We start from the raw sequence: 13,954 nt of genomic DNA, 5'->3' as shown, positions 1-13,954 counted from the left end.
CGCTGGTGAAGGGGACGTCGCGTGGACCTGAGGCTGTCCTGTGAACAGCGACAACTCGTCGACTCCTTCGCGGCGATGTACGGACGTGAGTCGACATCCGAGCGGGTGCGCGCCGCGGAGCCCCTGGGCTTCGACCCCAAGCTGTGGCAGGCGTTGCACGACACCGGCGCCCTGGACATGGCCGTGGACCAGGCGGACGGCGGTTGGGGCGCTTCGGTGCTGGACCTGGCACTGTGCTCCGAACAGCACGGACGCGCGGTCGGCTCCGCTCCGCTGATCGAAGCGCAGGTGGCGGCACGCCTGCTGGCCGCGTGCGGGCACACCGGTGCCGCGCTGCTGGCTTCGGCGCTGGCCGGCGAGAAGCTGGTCAGTTTCGCGCCGCGGTCGTGCGCCGGCGCGACGCTGGAGCTTGTGCCCGCAGGCGCCGTGGCGGGTGCGGTCGTGGCATTGGTCGACGGGCGCCTCGTCGCGGTGCCCATCGAAGCCCCGACCCGCGTGCAGAACCTGGGGTCGTTGCCGCTGGCGGACATCGCGATCGGCGACGACGTCACGGTGCTGGCCGACGGCGAAGGGGCCCGCCGGTTGTTCTCGCACGGCGTCGACCTGTGGCTCTGTCTGACCGCCGCGGCCCTCACGGGCGCCGCCGCGAGGGCCGTCGAGATCGGCGTCGAGTACGCCAAACAGCGGCACGCGTTCGGCACGCCGATCGGCGCCTTCCAGGCCGTCTCACATCCGCTGGCCGACAGCGCCACTGCCGCCGACGGCGCGCGCCTTCTGATGCTCGAAGCGGCATGCGCATTCGCCGACGAACCACAGCGCGTCACCGAGCTCGCCGCGATGGCGTTCGCGTTCGCCCACGAGACCGCCCGCGATGCCACCCAACGCAGCCTGCACGTCCACGGCGGCTACGGCTTCGGGATGGAAGGCGACATCCAGCTCTACTACCGGCGTGTCCGCGGCTGGGCCATGGTGTACGGCGAACCGGCGGTCGCGCTCGACCGCGTCGCGGATGCCCGCTACGGAGCCGTCGCCGGCTGAACTAGCCCGCCTCCGGCTGAACTGGCCAGCCTCCGGCTGAACTGGCTCGCCTGCGGCGAATGTGGGATTGATGCACGTCTCACGCGCCCAATGCGTGACGGTAACCCACGTTCGGCAGGAGGGCGGTCACGAGTCGGCGCGGACCTGATCCTTCGCCGACAACACAATCGGCGGTGCGGTGCGCCAGTTCGGCACCCCTTGCTCCTCGCCCGCGGTGGCGCGTTTGTCGTCGCGCACGCCGACCCAGTGCGCATGGTTGAGTTGGTGCAGGGTGAAGCAGGACTGCAACGCGTTGTAGAAGCCCATGTTGTCGACGGACTGGTTCACCGATTCCTTGATGAGCAGCGCAGCCATCGTCGGGACCTCCGCGATGCGTCGCGCCAATTCCAGGGTGCGCTCAGCGAGTTCGTCGCGTTTGAAGATCTTGCTGACCATCCCGAGGCGGTAGGCCTCCTCGATGTCGATCGCGTCGCCGGTGAGCATCAACTCCTTGGTGCGGCGGGGCCCGAACTCCCACGGATGACCGAAGTACTCCATGCCGCACATGCCCAGCCGGGTTCCGACGACGTCGGCGAACCGCACCTCTTCACTGCCGACGATCAGATCGCACGCCCAGATGAGCATCAGGCCCGCCGAGAACACGTCACCGTGCACCTGGGCGATCGTGATCTTGCGTAAGTTGCGCCAGCGCAGGTTGTTCTGGAAGAAGTAGTGCCACTCCTGCAGCATGATCTTCTCCGCACCCTCGCGGGTGCCGCCGTCGATGACCGCCGTGGGGTGTTGATCCGGACCCGGCATGAACTCGGCGCGGGCCTGTTTGGAGCCGATGTCGTGCCCGGAGGAGAACATCGGACCCTCGCCGGCCAAGATGACGACGCGGACGTCGTCGTCGGCCTCGGCGCGCCTGAACGCATCGTCGAGCTCGACCAGCATTCCGCGGTTCTGCGCATTGCGCTGCTCGGGACGGTTCAGCGAGATCCGCACGATCTGACCGTCATCGAACGTCTCCCATTTCAAGAACTTGTAATCGGTCACGGTCTCCTCCATGGTGCTGTCGACGCGGTAATGGCCTTATCCCTCAATGAGAAGGTATGTTCTCACAAGTCGGGTCTGGCCGGGGAAAGGGTGTAGATGACGGACTGCCAACGTAACCCGAGAGTAATCCTCTGGGGTCCCGGTCAAGTCGGGGTGGGTGCGCTGCGTGCACTGATCGCGCACCCCGGGCTCGAGCTGGCGGGCGTCGTCGTGCATGCCGAAGCCAAGGACGGTATGGATGCCGGTGCGTTGTGCGGTATGCCGGCTACCGGCGTGATCGCGACCCGCGACATCGAGGCCGCGCTGGCGCTCGACGCCGACGTCGTCGCCTACTTCGCCTCCGGGGACTACCGCTATCGCGAGGCCGCCGAGGACATCGCCCGCTGCCTACGGGCCGGAAAGAATGTGGTCACCACGTCGCTGGTGCCGCTGTGCTATCCGCCCGCCGCCGACTCCGAAACCGTCGCACTGATCGAGGCCGCCTGCACGGAGGGCAAGACCACCTTCTTCAACAGCGGCGTCGACCCGGGCTGGGCCAACGACGTCATCGCGCTGACGATGACCGGATTCAGCAGCCGCGTGGACACCATCACGATGCTGGAGATCCTCGACTACGCTCCGATCAACCAGCCCGAGATCATGTTCGACTTCATGGGTTTCGGTCATCCCCCCGATCATCCTGCGCCGCTGTTCGACCCTGCCCGGCTGGCCGCGTTGTGGGCGCCGACGGTCCATCTGGTCGCCGATGGCGTCGGCCTTCCGCTGGACGAGGTGGACACGACGATCGAGAAGTGGCTGGCGACCGAGCGATACGAGGTCGCTTCGGGATGGATCGAACCGGGCACCATGGGCGGCATGCGGTTCAAGCTGGCGGGCGTCGTCGACGGTGAGGAACGCGTCGTGCTCGAGCACATCACCCGCATGGGCGAGTCCTCCGCGCCGGACTGGCCACGGCACCCGTCACCGCACGGCGGTTACCGGGTGATCGTCGACGGTCTGCCCACCTACACCGTCGACGTCGAAATGCACGGCCGCGGAAACAATATGCGGGGGCTGACGTACGCCACGGTGATGCGTGAACTGAACGCGATTCCCGCCGTCATCGCGGCGCCACCGGGTCTGCTGTCGACGCTGGACCTGCCGCTGGTCACCGGTCCGGTGCGCGGTGGCTCCTGGACCGGCACGCTGCCACCGACGTACTCGCGATGATCGACGATCTGTGGACGGTTATGCGCACCGCGTCTGCGGTCCGGCGCTACCGCAGCGAACCTGTCGACGACGCGGTCATCGAGCGGTGTCTGCAGGCTGCCACCTGGGCGCCGTCGGGCGGAAACCAACAGCCGTGGCGGTTCGTCATCGTGCGTACGGCTGAAGCGCGCGCGGTGATCTCCGGAGCCGCACAGCGGACGTGGGAGGTGATGGCCGAGTTCTACGGGTTCGACGCACCGTCGGAGGATGCGACGGATCCCAAGTCGCGGGTGCTGCGCGCGATGCGCGAACACATGCGGGTCGGCGGCGACGCCCCGGTATGCGTGCTGTTCTGTGTGGAGCCGCAGCCGGGGGCCAGTGATCTGCAGCAGGGCGGGTCGATCTTCCCCGCCGTGCAGAACTTCCTGCTGGCCGCGCGCGCCCAGGGCCTCGGCGCGGCGATCACGTTGTGGCAGGACGCATGCGACAGCGAGTTGCGCGAACTCATCGGTATCCCGCCGCACTGGCGGATCGCCACCCTGATCACCGCTGGCTGGCCGGTCGGTGGTCACCATCCGGTCCGGCGCAAACCCCTCGCGGAGGTCGCGACGATCGACTCCTGGACCAATCCGTGGCGCGCCTCCTAGTTCGCGAAATGTACACCAGCGTCGCGATTTCGGCCGATCCGCGGCCCTGGTGTACGTTTCGCGAGAGGTCAGGCGCTGCTACAGCTGGATCGCGCCGAACACGGGCGCGGTGACGATTCCCGGCGGCGCGGCCAGCACGTAAGGGATCGCCCGCACCGCGCTCATCCCGATCATCAGGTGTCCGGGGTTGGCGTCCTCGAACCCGGGCGGTACGTCATCCCATCCGACATCGAGTTGCAACTCGAAACTCGGCACGCCCTTGATGACGGCCCGGATGAGCGGTGCCTTCTCGCCGTCGGCCAGCGGCCGAAGACCCCATTGCGGCAGGTCGCGGGTCAACACCCACTCTTCGTGGATGGCCAGCAGCCCGCGGCCATCCCACCAGCCGGTCCACGAGAAGCGTTGGCCCACAACCAACCCCGCATCGACCGTGCCGACTGCGATTTCGATGGGATGGTCGACGGTGGTGCACTCCACGCTGACCGTGATCTCTGACAGCGCGATGCCGAGGACGTCGGCGGTGGCGTTGAGCGCCTGCCGGTAGGCCATGTCGAGCTTGGCGATGATCGGCGAGTCGGCGCCCACGTCCTGTGGTTGACGGCCCATCCCCATCAGGTCGACGAGCATCGGCCGGCTGTCGATGCTCGACACGTCGACGGCCTCGTAGAGGTCGATGCGGTCGATGTTCTTGCTCAACCCGGTGACCGTCGTGACAAGGCGTTCGAACATGAACCCGGGGTTCTCGCCTGCCGCGTGAAACCGGGACTTGCCCGCCGCGCACGCGGCAGCGAACGCGGCCTCGACATCGGCGCCGTAGGTGCGTAGGTGGTTGTAGGAGGTCGTGGTGATCACGTTGGACCCGGCGGCCAGCAGGCGGCAGATATCCTCGGCATTCGTCTCGACCGCATGGGCCTTGCTGGCCGCATGGACAACCACGTCGGAGCCGAGTTCAACGATCGCGTCCTTGTCCGTCGTCGCGACGACGCCGGTGGTGGGCAGGCCGCACAGGGCGCCGGCATCCATCCCAGCCTTGCCCGGGTCGTAGACCAGCAACCCGACCAGTTGGAAATCTGGGTTCTCGATCAGTTCGGCGAGCGCGGCCCGCCCGACTGCGCCGGTGGCCCACTGAACGACCCGGATAGCCAATCGAACGCTCCTGGTTGCGGTTTGGTGAGCCCGATCCACCCACGGCCGATCAACCTACCCTATTCAAACCGCAACCGACAGGGTGTATGTTGAGACGCGTGGTGGAGCCGGCGACCGAAGACCTCGAGCAGCGCATCCGAGACGCGCAGGAGAAGTTCAATGCCGGCATGGGCGCCGACGGCGACGCGTCGCCGTATCCGTTGCTCAAGGAATTGCGCGCCCAGAGCCCCGTCCATGCCGGGTGGCCGGAGATGGGTATGGTCGGTAACTCCGGCGACGGGCCACCGACCTTCACCGCGTACACGTTCGACACCATCAAGGCGATCTTCACCGACCACATCACGTTCAGCACGCGCTGCTACGAGGACGTCGTGCGACCGCTGCAGGGACCGACCATCCTCGAAATGCAGGACCCCGATCACGCGGTGTACCGCAAGCTCCATGAATTCGCGTTCGCGCGGTCGTCGATGAAACGGTGGGACACCGAACTCGTTGGCCCGCTGGTGAACCACACCATCGCGAAAATCAAAGACGCCAATCGCGCTGACCTGGTCGACGCGGTGTTCATGCCGATTCCGGTGCGGGTGATCGCTGCGCTGCTGGGCCTGCCTGATTCCGACGTTCCGCAGTTCCACCGACTCGCCATCGACCTGCTGGGCTTTCGCGCCGACATGGACTGCGCGATGCGCGCATCCGCGCAGATGAAGGATTACTTCGTCGAGATCCTCGCCGACAAGCGTAGGTCGCCCAAGGACGACATGGTGTCGATCCTCGCGGCAGCCGAAGTCAACGGCATCAAGATGTCCGATGAACAGATCTACGGTTTCATGCGCAACCTGCTGCCCGCGGGCGCGGAGACCACCTCGCGCTCGACGGCGAGTCTGGCATACGGGTTGCTCACCCACCCTGATCAGCTCGACGCGGTGCGGGCGGACCGCACCCTGCTCCCGCAAGCTATCGAAGAGGGAATCCGTTGGGAGACCCCGCTGCTCAACTTCATGCGCGAGGTGACCTGTGACACCGAGCTGGCCGGGGTGGCGCTACCGAAAGGGGCGACTATGATGCTCAGCCTCGGCAGCGCCAACCACGACGAAACCCGCTGGGATGACGCCGAGGATTTCGACATCCACCGGGAACGCAAGGCCCACATCGGCTTTGCGCACGGTGCGCACGTCTGCCTCGGCATGCATCTGGCCCGTCTGGAAACCACCAAGATCTTCAACGCCTTGTTCGACGAACTCCCGGGCCTGCGGCTGGACCCCGACGCGCCGGCGCCCTTCATCACCGGAATGATGTTCCGTTCACCGCCGCGCCTCGACGTGGTGTGGGACTGAAGCGGTCGCGGCCTAGTTGCCAAAACTTGCGGGGACCGCACATGTTCGGCGATCGAGTCCTGCTGGCTGAAGCTGGCCAGACAGAAGAAGTGGGTCTGCATCGACGGATCACCATCGATGGTCAGCGTCCAACCGTCCCTGGGCTTTGGCAGTGCTGCGAATAGTCGCCGCCGACCGTCCACGGGGTCTCGAGCTCGATGGGCGGCTCGCCGTCGGTGGCGACCGTGACGCCGATCGGCTGCCGGCCCACCAGGGTGCCAACGTCGACGCCGTCCTCGGCATCGGAATACACCCGGGCACCGACCGGCTGGAGATCGGGCCGATGGTCCAGGATCGTGGTGACCATCTCGGTTCCGACTCCACCGGCGGCCCACTGAATCACTCGCAGCACAGATATCTGCAGCATCCTCGCCGAAAACGCGCTGGGCTGGGCCGCGCCGAAATCGGCGATTGTCCCGAAGCCGCCGAAAGAAAGCGTCAGCGCCCGGTGATCCGCGGTGCGAGGTGGACGATCTCGGGCACCACGGTCGGTGAACGGCGGGCCGCCGCCACCAGCGACACCAACGTCTCGGCGACATCCGAAACGGCCGACATCTGTTGGGGTATCTGACCGTGGTGCGCCCACGCCCGGTAGAGCTCGGCCAGCAGGTCACGGTCGGCACCCCGCAGGATCTCGGTGCCCTCGGTCGGTCCGACGCTGACCCGGATGATCGGCAACTCGGGATGTTCGCTGCGCCAGGCGCGCAGGATCTCGTTCAGCGCGGCCTTGCTCGCGTTGTAGGCGGCGACCCCGGCACGCGGCCGACCGACATCATGGCTGGACGCCACCAGGATCACCGGATCTGCCGACAGGTGCGGCAGCGCCGCACGCAGCACATGTGAGGCGCCGACGGCGTTCACGGTGTAGGCATGCACCCACGTGGTGATGTCGGTGTCCTCGATGTGGGCGAAAGGAACCACGGTGCTGGTGAACACGACCACGTCGAGCCCGCCGAGGACATCGGCGACCTGGTTGACGACCGGTTCGATGGCCGGGGGTTTGGACACGTCGAGTTCGTGAGCCGAGCCGTCCAGCATGGCGGCTGACTTCTCCAGTACGTCGACGCGCCGTGCCGCCAACGCCACCCGCGCGCCACGGGCATGGGCCGCGACGGCGAACGCCTGGCCGATACCCGATGACGCGCCGACGATGAGCGTTCGCGCTCCGTCGAGATCGACTGGTTGTCCACCCATCTGACAAGCCCTCTTCCGGTGCGGCCCTCGAACTACAGGCATTTGAGAATAGATATTCTCATACGCGCGCGCTGTTACTGCTCGCGGTCTACCCTGGATGCGGTGGTGGTGCGCGGATGCGGCTGAACGATCAAGTGTCCCCAGACAAGCCGGCGATCATCCTGAACTCCAGTGGCAAGGTGGTGACCTACGCCGAACTGGACCGAAGCGCCAACCAGATCGCCCATCTGCTGCACCGCCGCGGGATCGTCGCCGGGGACACCGTCGCGATCCTGATGGACAACAACGAGCACGTCCACACAATGATGTGGGCCGCCCGTCGAAGCGGCCTGTACTACACGCTGCTCAACACCCACCTCACCGCGTCCGAGGCGGCATACATCGTGGGCGACTGTGCAGCCAAGGCGCTGATCGGGTCGGCAGGAACACGAGACATATGCGCGGTATTCGCCGATCACCTGCCCAACGGATTGCCCGCCGTCACGATGATCGCCGATGCCGACCTCGACGGGTGGCTGCGCTACCCGGAATGCGTTGCCCGCGAACCAGCCACCCATTTCAGCGCGCACGACGAAGGTGAGCTGCTGCAGTACTCGTCGGGCAGCACCGGCCGGCCCAAAGGTATCAAGCGCCCGCGCGGCAGCAGCGGTCCCGCGCGGGGCGCCAAACCGTCGACACCGGTGTTCGAAAGGCTCGGTGTGAGCACCGAATCGGTGTACCTCAGCCCTGCGCCGCTGTACCACACCGCCCCGGCGATGTGGACCATGTGTGCTCAGGCCGCCGGCGCCACGACGGTGATCATGGAGCGGTTCGACGCCGAGGACGCGTTGGCGTGCATTCAGCGCTACGGGGTCACCCACGGGCAGTTCGTGCCGACGATGTTCGTCAAAATGCTGCGGCTGCCCGAGGCGACCCGCGCAAAATATGACCTGTCCAGCCTCGAACGCGTCGTGCATGCCGCGGCGCCGTGTCCGCCCGAGATCAAGCGTCAGATGATCCGGTGGTGGGGACCGATCGTCGACGAGTACTACGGCTCCTCGGAAGGCGCCGGCATCTCGTTCATCCGCGCCGAGGAGTGGCTGCGTCATCCGGGGTCGGTCGGGCGTCCGCTGATGGGAACGCCGCACATCCTCGACGAGAACGGATTCGAAGTTCCCGCAGGACAAGTCGGCGATATCTACTACGAGGGCGGATACGAATTCGCCTATCTCAACGACGACGCCAAAACCGCTGCCGCGCGCTCACCGCAGGGCTGGGTCACGGTCGGAGACGTCGGATACCTCGATCGGGACAGCTATCTGTATCTCACCGACCGGCGAGACCACATGATCATCTCCGGTGGCGTGAACATCTATCCGCAGGAGACGGAGAACATGTTGATCAGCCACCCGCTCGTCGTCGACGCGGCGGTGTTCGGCGTGCCCGACGAGGTGATGGGCCAGCGCGTCACGGCAGTCGTACAACTGGCGCAGCCGGAACTGGCCTGCGACGCTTTGGCCGCCACGTTGACGGGTTGGCTCAAAGAGCGGTTGGCGCACTACAAATGCCCCCGCTCCATCTCCTTCGAAACACAATTGCCGCGCACCGACGCCGGAAAGCTCTACAAGCACAAGCTCATCGAACGTTACGGCGGATAGGGCAGCTGGAATTCGTCGGCCAGCAGGCTCTGGACGACGATCATCGCGGTCTGAGAGCCCGCGGCGATGGCCCCGGCCACATATGGCTGCTCAGCGCAGAGGTCGCCCGCGGCGAACACGCCCGGCGCGCTGGTTCGGTGCAGTGCGTCCACGGCGACGGTGTCGCAGGACAGTCCGTCGTCAGCGCACGCGGCGCCCAACTGCTCGGCAAGCGAAGAACGTTGGCGCAGCGGGGATTCCACGAGCAGGCCGTCGCGGGCCAGCCGGTCGCCGTCGGCGAAGGCGATCGCCGTCAGCGCGCCGTCTTGGCTGATGAGTTCGACGACGCGGCGGTCGTCGACGACGACGTTGGCCGCTTCCAGCCGTCGGCGCCCGTCGGCGTCGAGCTCGGTTGCGCCGTCGGTGAGGAGGACGACGTCGTCGCTCCAGCCGCGCAGCATCAGCGCCGAGTGGACCGCTTCCTCACCGGCGGCCAATGCGGCCAGCCGCTTGTCGCGCATTTCCCAGCCGTGACAGAACGGGCACTGAAACACCGACGTGCCCCACAGCGCGGACAGGCCGGGCAGATCCGGGGGGCGATATTGCATCCCGGTGGCCAGCAGCACCCGCCGGGCGGTGACCTGCTCGCCGTTATCCAGGTCGAGTAGAAACCCATTGTCGACGGCGGCTCCGCTGACCACTCGACCCTCGCGGTACTGAACATTCGGATATGCGGCCAGTTCGCGGCGCCCCGCGGCGTACAGCTCGTCGGGGGCGCGGCCGTCGTGGCCCAGCAGCCCGCCGATCCCCGCCGCCGCGGAGTTGCTCTGCTCGCCGGCGTCGACCAGCAGGGTGCGTCTGCGCGCCCGGCCCAACACCAGCGCGGCGCTCAACCCCGCGGCGCCGCCGCCGACCACGACGCATTCCCAGTCTTTGCTCATGGCGCGACCTTTGCCCGTCGCTGCTGGTCGCCAAACCCTTCGGGGTTTTCGGCGGCGTTCGATCGGCTACCCGGCGGTCATGGCAACTCCAGGTACTCAAGGCAGTCCCGCGGCCTCACCCACGTCCGGCCGGGCACCCGTGCAGTGGGCCTCCCTCGCCGTCGGCGCGGTGTTTCTACTGGTGGGTGTGCTCGGCTTCATCCCGGGCATCACCACGAACTACGACACGATGACGTTCGCCGGCCATCATTCCGGGGCCCTGCTGTTGGGCGTGTTCAACGTCTCGGTCCTGCACAACATCGTGCACCTGTTGTTCGGAGTGCTGGGGCTGGCGCTGTCGCGCACCTTCAACGGGGCGCGCGGTTTTCTGATCGTCAGCGGCATCGTCTACGCGCTGCTGTGGCTTTACGGGCTGATCATCGACCATGACTCCGCCGCCAACTTTGTGCCGCTCAACACTGCCGATGACTGGCTGCACTTCGGTCTGGCTGGCGGAATGCTCGCGTTGGGTCTGATTCTCGGGCGCACCCGCAACGCCCCCGATGACGGGCGCCACGTGTAGTGGCGCTTGGCACATCGCGTTTGACATTGCCGCGATCGGTGAAACCCGTCCCAAGAAAGTTTCAGGAGGAACAAGTGACCCAGCACAACAAGGCTGATCAGGCGCGTAAGGGGATGCTCGCGTCGGTGAAGGGCAAGGCGAAAGAGATCGTCGGCGCCGTCACCCGCAACGACTCGCTTACCGCTGAGGGACAACTCGAGCAGACCGAGGCCCGCAAGCGCAAGGAGGCCAGCACCACCGCATCGGTGGCAGACGCCCAAGCCGAGCAGGCGCGCGCCGAGGCCGCCGAAGCCCGCCTCGAAGGCGCCGCCGAGCGCACCGGTGTGGAGGCAGCGGCCGCGGCCGAAAAGCAACAGGCCGACCAGCAGCGGGCCGCCGAAAAGCAAGCCGTGACCGAGGCCGCCCACCAGGACCTGGCTGCCGAGCGGCAGCAGGCCCAGCGCGATGCGCAACGGCAGGTGCAGGAGGCCAGGGCAGAAGAGCGTGCCGAAACCGCCGCCGCACACGCAGAAGCCGACGAGGCACTCGACGACCAGTGGGAGTCCGTGCGGGCATCGGCGCATGACCGCGCGGACGCCGCGCGTGCCCGCCAGCGCGCCGAGGAATTGGCCGACGAGGCGGGCGTACCGAACGATCGGGAAGGGAGCTGACGATGAAGATCACCGATGTTCCGTTCGCAGTACTGCGATTTCAGTATCAGCTCGCCCGGTTGCCCCTGCAGGTGATCGAGGAGCAAGTGGTCTCCCGGATGGATTCCGAGGCGCCGGCGCGGCTGTTCTATGAGCGTTCGCTCGGCAAGCTCGACGTCACCGTCGGCAGCGTGCTCGACGCCCCCGAGGTGGAACAGCGGGGCACCGCACTGCTCGAGCGCAGCGACGCGCTGCGCCGTGCCACCCAGCTCGAGGAGACCGCCACTGAGCGGGTCAAGCACGCCAACACTGAGTTGAAGCGCACCCGCCAGGAAGCGGCTGAAGCCAAGAATCAGGCCCGCGAGGACAAGAACCAGCAGGTCAAGCAGGCGCAAAGCAACGCTCAGCAGCGCAACCGCGCAGCGGTCGAGAACGCCGAAAACCGTATCTCCGGCGGTACCAAGCGGGCCGACGAAGTCGCTGAGCGGCGGAAGAAATCCGTCGACTCGGCCAAGAACCAGGAGCGCGCCGAGATCACCAAGGCCGAACAGCAGGCCGCCTCAGCCGCCAACGCAAAGCTCAACGATTCGGTGGACAAGCGTGTCGCCTCGGCGAACAAGCGCGCCCAGGCCGACCAGATGTCAGATTTGGCCGACGCGGAGAAGCAGAAGCGCCAGGCCGACGGGGAAGCCGAGGGCTGAGCGGGTTCACATCCCGATCAGCGACTCGATCCAGTCGCGGGCGAAGTAGACCAGAAACCCCGCGGCGACGACCCACAGCATCGGGCTGATGTCGCGGAATTTGCCTGCGACCGAACGCAATACGACCCAGGAGATGAACCCGACACCGATGCCGTTGGCGATCGAGTAGGAGAGCGGCATCGTCGCCACGGTCAGCACCACCGGCAGCGCGACCGAGAACTCGGAGATGTCGACGTGGCGCAGGTGCGAGGCCATCATGACGCCGACGACCACCAGCGCCGCGGCGGCGACTTCGGTCGGCACCACCTCGGCGAGCGGTGAGACGAACATCGCCGCGAGAAACAGCGCACCGGTCACCACGTTCGCCAGGCCGGTTCTGGCGCCCTCGCCGATGCCCGCGCCGGATTCGACGAACACCGTGTTCGACGAGGCCGACGTGGCGCCGCCGACGACCGCACCTGCGCCCTCAACGATCAGCGCCGAGCGCAGCCGCGGGAAGGTGCCCTTCTCGTCGGCCAACCCCGCCTCGCGCGACAGGCCGGTGAAGGTGCCCATCGCGTCGAAGAAGTTCGCGAACACCAGCGTGAACACGAACATGACCGCGGCGATCACGCCGATGCGCCCGAAGCTGTCGAGGCTGACCGCGCCGACCAGCGATAGATCGGGCAGGGCGAACGGCGCTCCCTCCAGCGTCGGCGCCGCCAACGACCAGCCGCCGGGATGCTGCGCCGCCGAGCCGAGGTGCCAGATCGCCTCGATGACGACCGCGGCCACGGTGCCCGTTGTGAGCCCGATCAGGATGGCACCGGGCACCCGCCGGGCGACCAGGGCGCCGGTCATCAGCAGCGTCAGCACGAACACCACGGTGGGCACCGTGCTGATCGAACCGCTGCCGTCGCCGCCGAGCCCCACCGGCGGGGACGGCAGCCCGGTGGCGCCGATGAAGCCGGCGTCGACCAGCCCGATGAACAAGATGAACAACCCGATGCCCGCGGTGATGGCCAACTTCAGCGGCATCGGCACCGCATCGAACACCAGCCTGCGCAGCCCGGTCGCGGCCAGCACCACGATGATCACGCCGTTGACGACGACGAGGCCCATGGCCTCGGCCCAGGTCAGCGAGCCGACCAGGGTGGTGGCGACGAACGAGTTGATGCCCAGGCCGGCGGCGAACCCGAACGGCAGCCGCGCCACCAGCCCGAACAGGATGGTCATCACGCCCGCCGCCAGCGCGGTCACGGCCGAGACCTGCTCGAACTCCAAGCTGGTGCCGGCGATGTCGTCGGTGTCGCCGAGGATGATCGGGTTCAGCACGAGGATGTAGGCCATCGCGATGAACGTGACCAGGCCGCCCCGGAGCTCGGTCGCGACCGTGGAGCCCCGCGCCGAGATCTCGAAGAAACGATCGAGGCGGTTCATCCGTCGAGCTTATGGGCGCTCGCCGAAACCCGTCATCTTGGCGAGCGCGCGCAGAAAGACCTTCCGCTCGTCGGCCGACAGCATCGAAAGCCACCGCTCCTCACCGCGCTGGATGGCGGCCTGCGCAGCATCCTTGACTGTCCGACCGGCTTCGGTGATCTCCAGCAGCCGCACCCGGCGGTCGTCGGGGTCGGGTCGACGCACGATATAGCCCTTGGCCTGCAGTTGGTCGAGCGTGGGGATGATGCGCGTCTTGTCGGCGCCGATCGCGGCGGCCAGCGCGGCTTGGGTGCGTACCGGTGAGTTGTCCAGCGCGAGCAGCACGGCATACCCCCACATCGACAGCCCGTGTTCGGCCAGCACGGGCTGCTCGGCGGCGATCACCTCGCGGATCAACGGGGCGAGCATCACGCCCAAGTCGGGGCGGTTGGCCTCGGACGCCATAACCGAATATTAAGCATTGAC

15 protein-coding genes are annotated in these 13,954 nt (G+C 67.1%); 8 read left to right on the top strand and 7 right to left on the bottom strand.

What is annotated here, in order from left to right; genetic code table 11:
• Positions 1-21: 21 nt before the first annotated feature.
• On the top strand, positions 22-1,038 hold the full coding sequence (locus ABQE93_RS02155; RefSeq protein ID WP_448405620.1) for an acyl-CoA dehydrogenase family protein: 1,017 nt from the start codon (positions 22-24) through the stop codon (positions 1,036-1,038).
• 126 nt (positions 1,039-1,164) lie between these two features.
• On the opposite strand, the gene ABQE93_RS02150 is transcribed toward ABQE93_RS02155, so the two are convergent.
• Positions 1,165-2,073 carry an enoyl-CoA hydratase gene (locus ABQE93_RS02150; protein ID WP_448405619.1) on the bottom strand — a complete coding sequence of 303 codons (909 nt, stop codon included), beginning with the start codon at positions 2,071-2,073 and terminating at the stop codon, positions 1,165-1,167.
• Between the two features lie 96 nt (positions 2,074-2,169).
• Between ABQE93_RS02150 and ABQE93_RS02145 the strand changes: the two genes are divergently transcribed.
• Positions 2,170-3,282 carry an NAD(P)H-dependent amine dehydrogenase family protein gene (locus ABQE93_RS02145; protein WP_448405618.1) on the top strand — a complete coding sequence of 371 codons (1,113 nt, stop codon included), beginning with the start codon at positions 2,170-2,172 and terminating at the stop codon, positions 3,280-3,282.
• A complete protein-coding gene (locus ABQE93_RS02140; protein ID WP_448405617.1) occupies positions 3,279-3,908 on the top strand; it encodes a nitroreductase family protein in 630 nt (209 codons plus the stop codon). Before ABQE93_RS02145 ends, ABQE93_RS02140 begins: the two co-directional genes overlap by 4 nt.
• Before the next feature lie 78 nt (positions 3,909-3,986).
• On the opposite strand, the gene ABQE93_RS02135 is transcribed toward ABQE93_RS02140, so the two are convergent.
• Positions 3,987-5,054, bottom strand: a complete 1,068-nt coding sequence (locus ABQE93_RS02135) for a dihydrodipicolinate synthase (RefSeq protein ID WP_448405615.1) — start codon at positions 5,052-5,054, stop codon at positions 3,987-3,989.
• A 98-nt stretch (positions 5,055-5,152) separates the two neighbouring features.
• On the opposite strand from ABQE93_RS02135, the gene ABQE93_RS02130 reads away from it, so the two are divergent.
• Positions 5,153-6,388 (top strand): cytochrome P450, encoded by a 1,236-nt coding sequence (locus ABQE93_RS02130; RefSeq protein WP_448405614.1) that lies wholly within the window; start codon positions 5,153-5,155, stop codon positions 6,386-6,388.
• Positions 6,389-6,509: 121 nt separating this feature from the next.
• On the opposite strand, the gene ABQE93_RS02125 is transcribed toward ABQE93_RS02130, so the two are convergent.
• Complete coding sequence (locus ABQE93_RS02125; protein ID WP_448405613.1) at positions 6,510-6,779, bottom strand: hypothetical protein; 270 nt, start codon at positions 6,777-6,779, stop codon at positions 6,510-6,512.
• 86 nt (positions 6,780-6,865) lie between these two features.
• Positions 6,866-7,621: an SDR family oxidoreductase gene (locus ABQE93_RS02120; RefSeq protein ID WP_448392509.1), complete on the bottom strand. Its 756-nt coding sequence runs from the start codon at positions 7,619-7,621 to the stop codon at positions 6,866-6,868.
• 116 nt (positions 7,622-7,737) lie between these two features.
• Here ABQE93_RS02120 and fadD4 point away from each other — a divergent pair, with 116 nt between their 5' ends.
• Positions 7,738-9,258 (top strand): fatty-acid--CoA ligase FadD4, encoded by a 1,521-nt coding sequence (fadD4, locus tag ABQE93_RS02115; protein WP_448405612.1) that lies wholly within the window; start codon positions 7,738-7,740, stop codon positions 9,256-9,258.
• On the opposite strand, the gene ABQE93_RS02110 is transcribed toward fadD4, so the two are convergent.
• Entirely contained in the window at positions 9,246-10,178 is a 933-nt protein-coding gene (locus tag ABQE93_RS02110; protein WP_448405611.1) for an NAD(P)/FAD-dependent oxidoreductase, read from the bottom strand. The two genes, fadD4 and ABQE93_RS02110, sit on opposite strands and share 13 nt — an antisense overlap.
• Before the next feature lie 79 nt (positions 10,179-10,257).
• Between ABQE93_RS02110 and ABQE93_RS02105 the strand changes: the two genes are divergently transcribed.
• The 3 genes from ABQE93_RS02105 to ABQE93_RS02095 all read left to right on the top strand — a co-directional run bounded on the left by ABQE93_RS02105 (position 10,258) and on the right by ABQE93_RS02095 (position 12,070).
• Entirely contained in the window at positions 10,258-10,740 is a 483-nt protein-coding gene (locus ABQE93_RS02105; protein ID WP_448405610.1) for a DUF4383 domain-containing protein, read from the top strand.
• Between the two features lie 74 nt (positions 10,741-10,814).
• Positions 10,815-11,390, top strand: a complete 576-nt coding sequence (locus ABQE93_RS02100; protein WP_448405609.1) for a CsbD family protein — start codon at positions 10,815-10,817, stop codon at positions 11,388-11,390.
• A 2-nt stretch (positions 11,391-11,392) separates the two neighbouring features.
• Positions 11,393-12,070 (top strand): IF2 family translation initiation factor, encoded by a 678-nt coding sequence (locus ABQE93_RS02095; protein ID WP_448405608.1) that lies wholly within the window; start codon positions 11,393-11,395, stop codon positions 12,068-12,070.
• A 6-nt stretch (positions 12,071-12,076) separates the two neighbouring features.
• Here ABQE93_RS02095 and ABQE93_RS02090 read toward each other — a convergent pair whose 3' ends face one another.
• Together ABQE93_RS02090 and ABQE93_RS02085 are read right to left on the bottom strand one after the other, a co-directional pair.
• Complete coding sequence (locus ABQE93_RS02090) at positions 12,077-13,489, bottom strand: NCS2 family permease (protein ID WP_448405607.1); 1,413 nt, start codon at positions 13,487-13,489, stop codon at positions 12,077-12,079.
• Between the two features lie 9 nt (positions 13,490-13,498).
• Positions 13,499-13,933: a MarR family winged helix-turn-helix transcriptional regulator gene (locus ABQE93_RS02085; RefSeq protein ID WP_448405606.1), complete on the bottom strand. Its 435-nt coding sequence runs from the start codon at positions 13,931-13,933 to the stop codon at positions 13,499-13,501.
• Between the last annotated feature and the right edge of the window lie 21 nt (positions 13,934-13,954).

Source organism: Mycolicibacterium sp. XJ662, from assembly GCF_053484035.1.
This window is presented reverse-complemented; position numbering and strand designations above follow the sequence as displayed.

What these genes read in the sequence shown, in the direction of transcription:
- ABQE93_RS02145 (WP_448405618.1), top strand. Translation starts at nt 2,170, where the DNA reads ATGACGGACTGCCAACGTAACCCGAGAGTAATCCTCTGGGGTCCCGGT.
- ABQE93_RS02140 (WP_448405617.1), top strand. Translation starts at nt 3,279, where the DNA reads ATGATCGACGATCTGTGGACGGTTATGCGCACCGCGTCTGCGGTCCGG.
- ABQE93_RS02120 (WP_448392509.1), bottom strand. Translation starts at nt 7,621, where the DNA reads ATGGGTGGACAACCAGTCGATCTCGACGGAGCGCGAACGCTCATCGTC.
- fadD4 (WP_448405612.1), top strand. Translation starts at nt 7,738, where the DNA reads ATGCGGCTGAACGATCAAGTGTCCCCAGACAAGCCGGCGATCATCCTG.
- ABQE93_RS02110 (WP_448405611.1), bottom strand. Translation starts at nt 10,178, where the DNA reads ATGAGCAAAGACTGGGAATGCGTCGTGGTCGGCGGCGGCGCCGCGGGG.
- ABQE93_RS02105 (WP_448405610.1), top strand. Translation starts at nt 10,258, where the DNA reads ATGGCAACTCCAGGTACTCAAGGCAGTCCCGCGGCCTCACCCACGTCC.
- ABQE93_RS02095 (WP_448405608.1), top strand. Translation starts at nt 11,393, where the DNA reads ATGAAGATCACCGATGTTCCGTTCGCAGTACTGCGATTTCAGTATCAG.
- ABQE93_RS02090 (WP_448405607.1), bottom strand. Translation starts at nt 13,489, where the DNA reads ATGAACCGCCTCGATCGTTTCTTCGAGATCTCGGCGCGGGGCTCCACG.
- ABQE93_RS02085 (WP_448405606.1), bottom strand. Translation starts at nt 13,933, where the DNA reads ATGGCGTCCGAGGCCAACCGCCCCGACTTGGGCGTGATGCTCGCCCCG.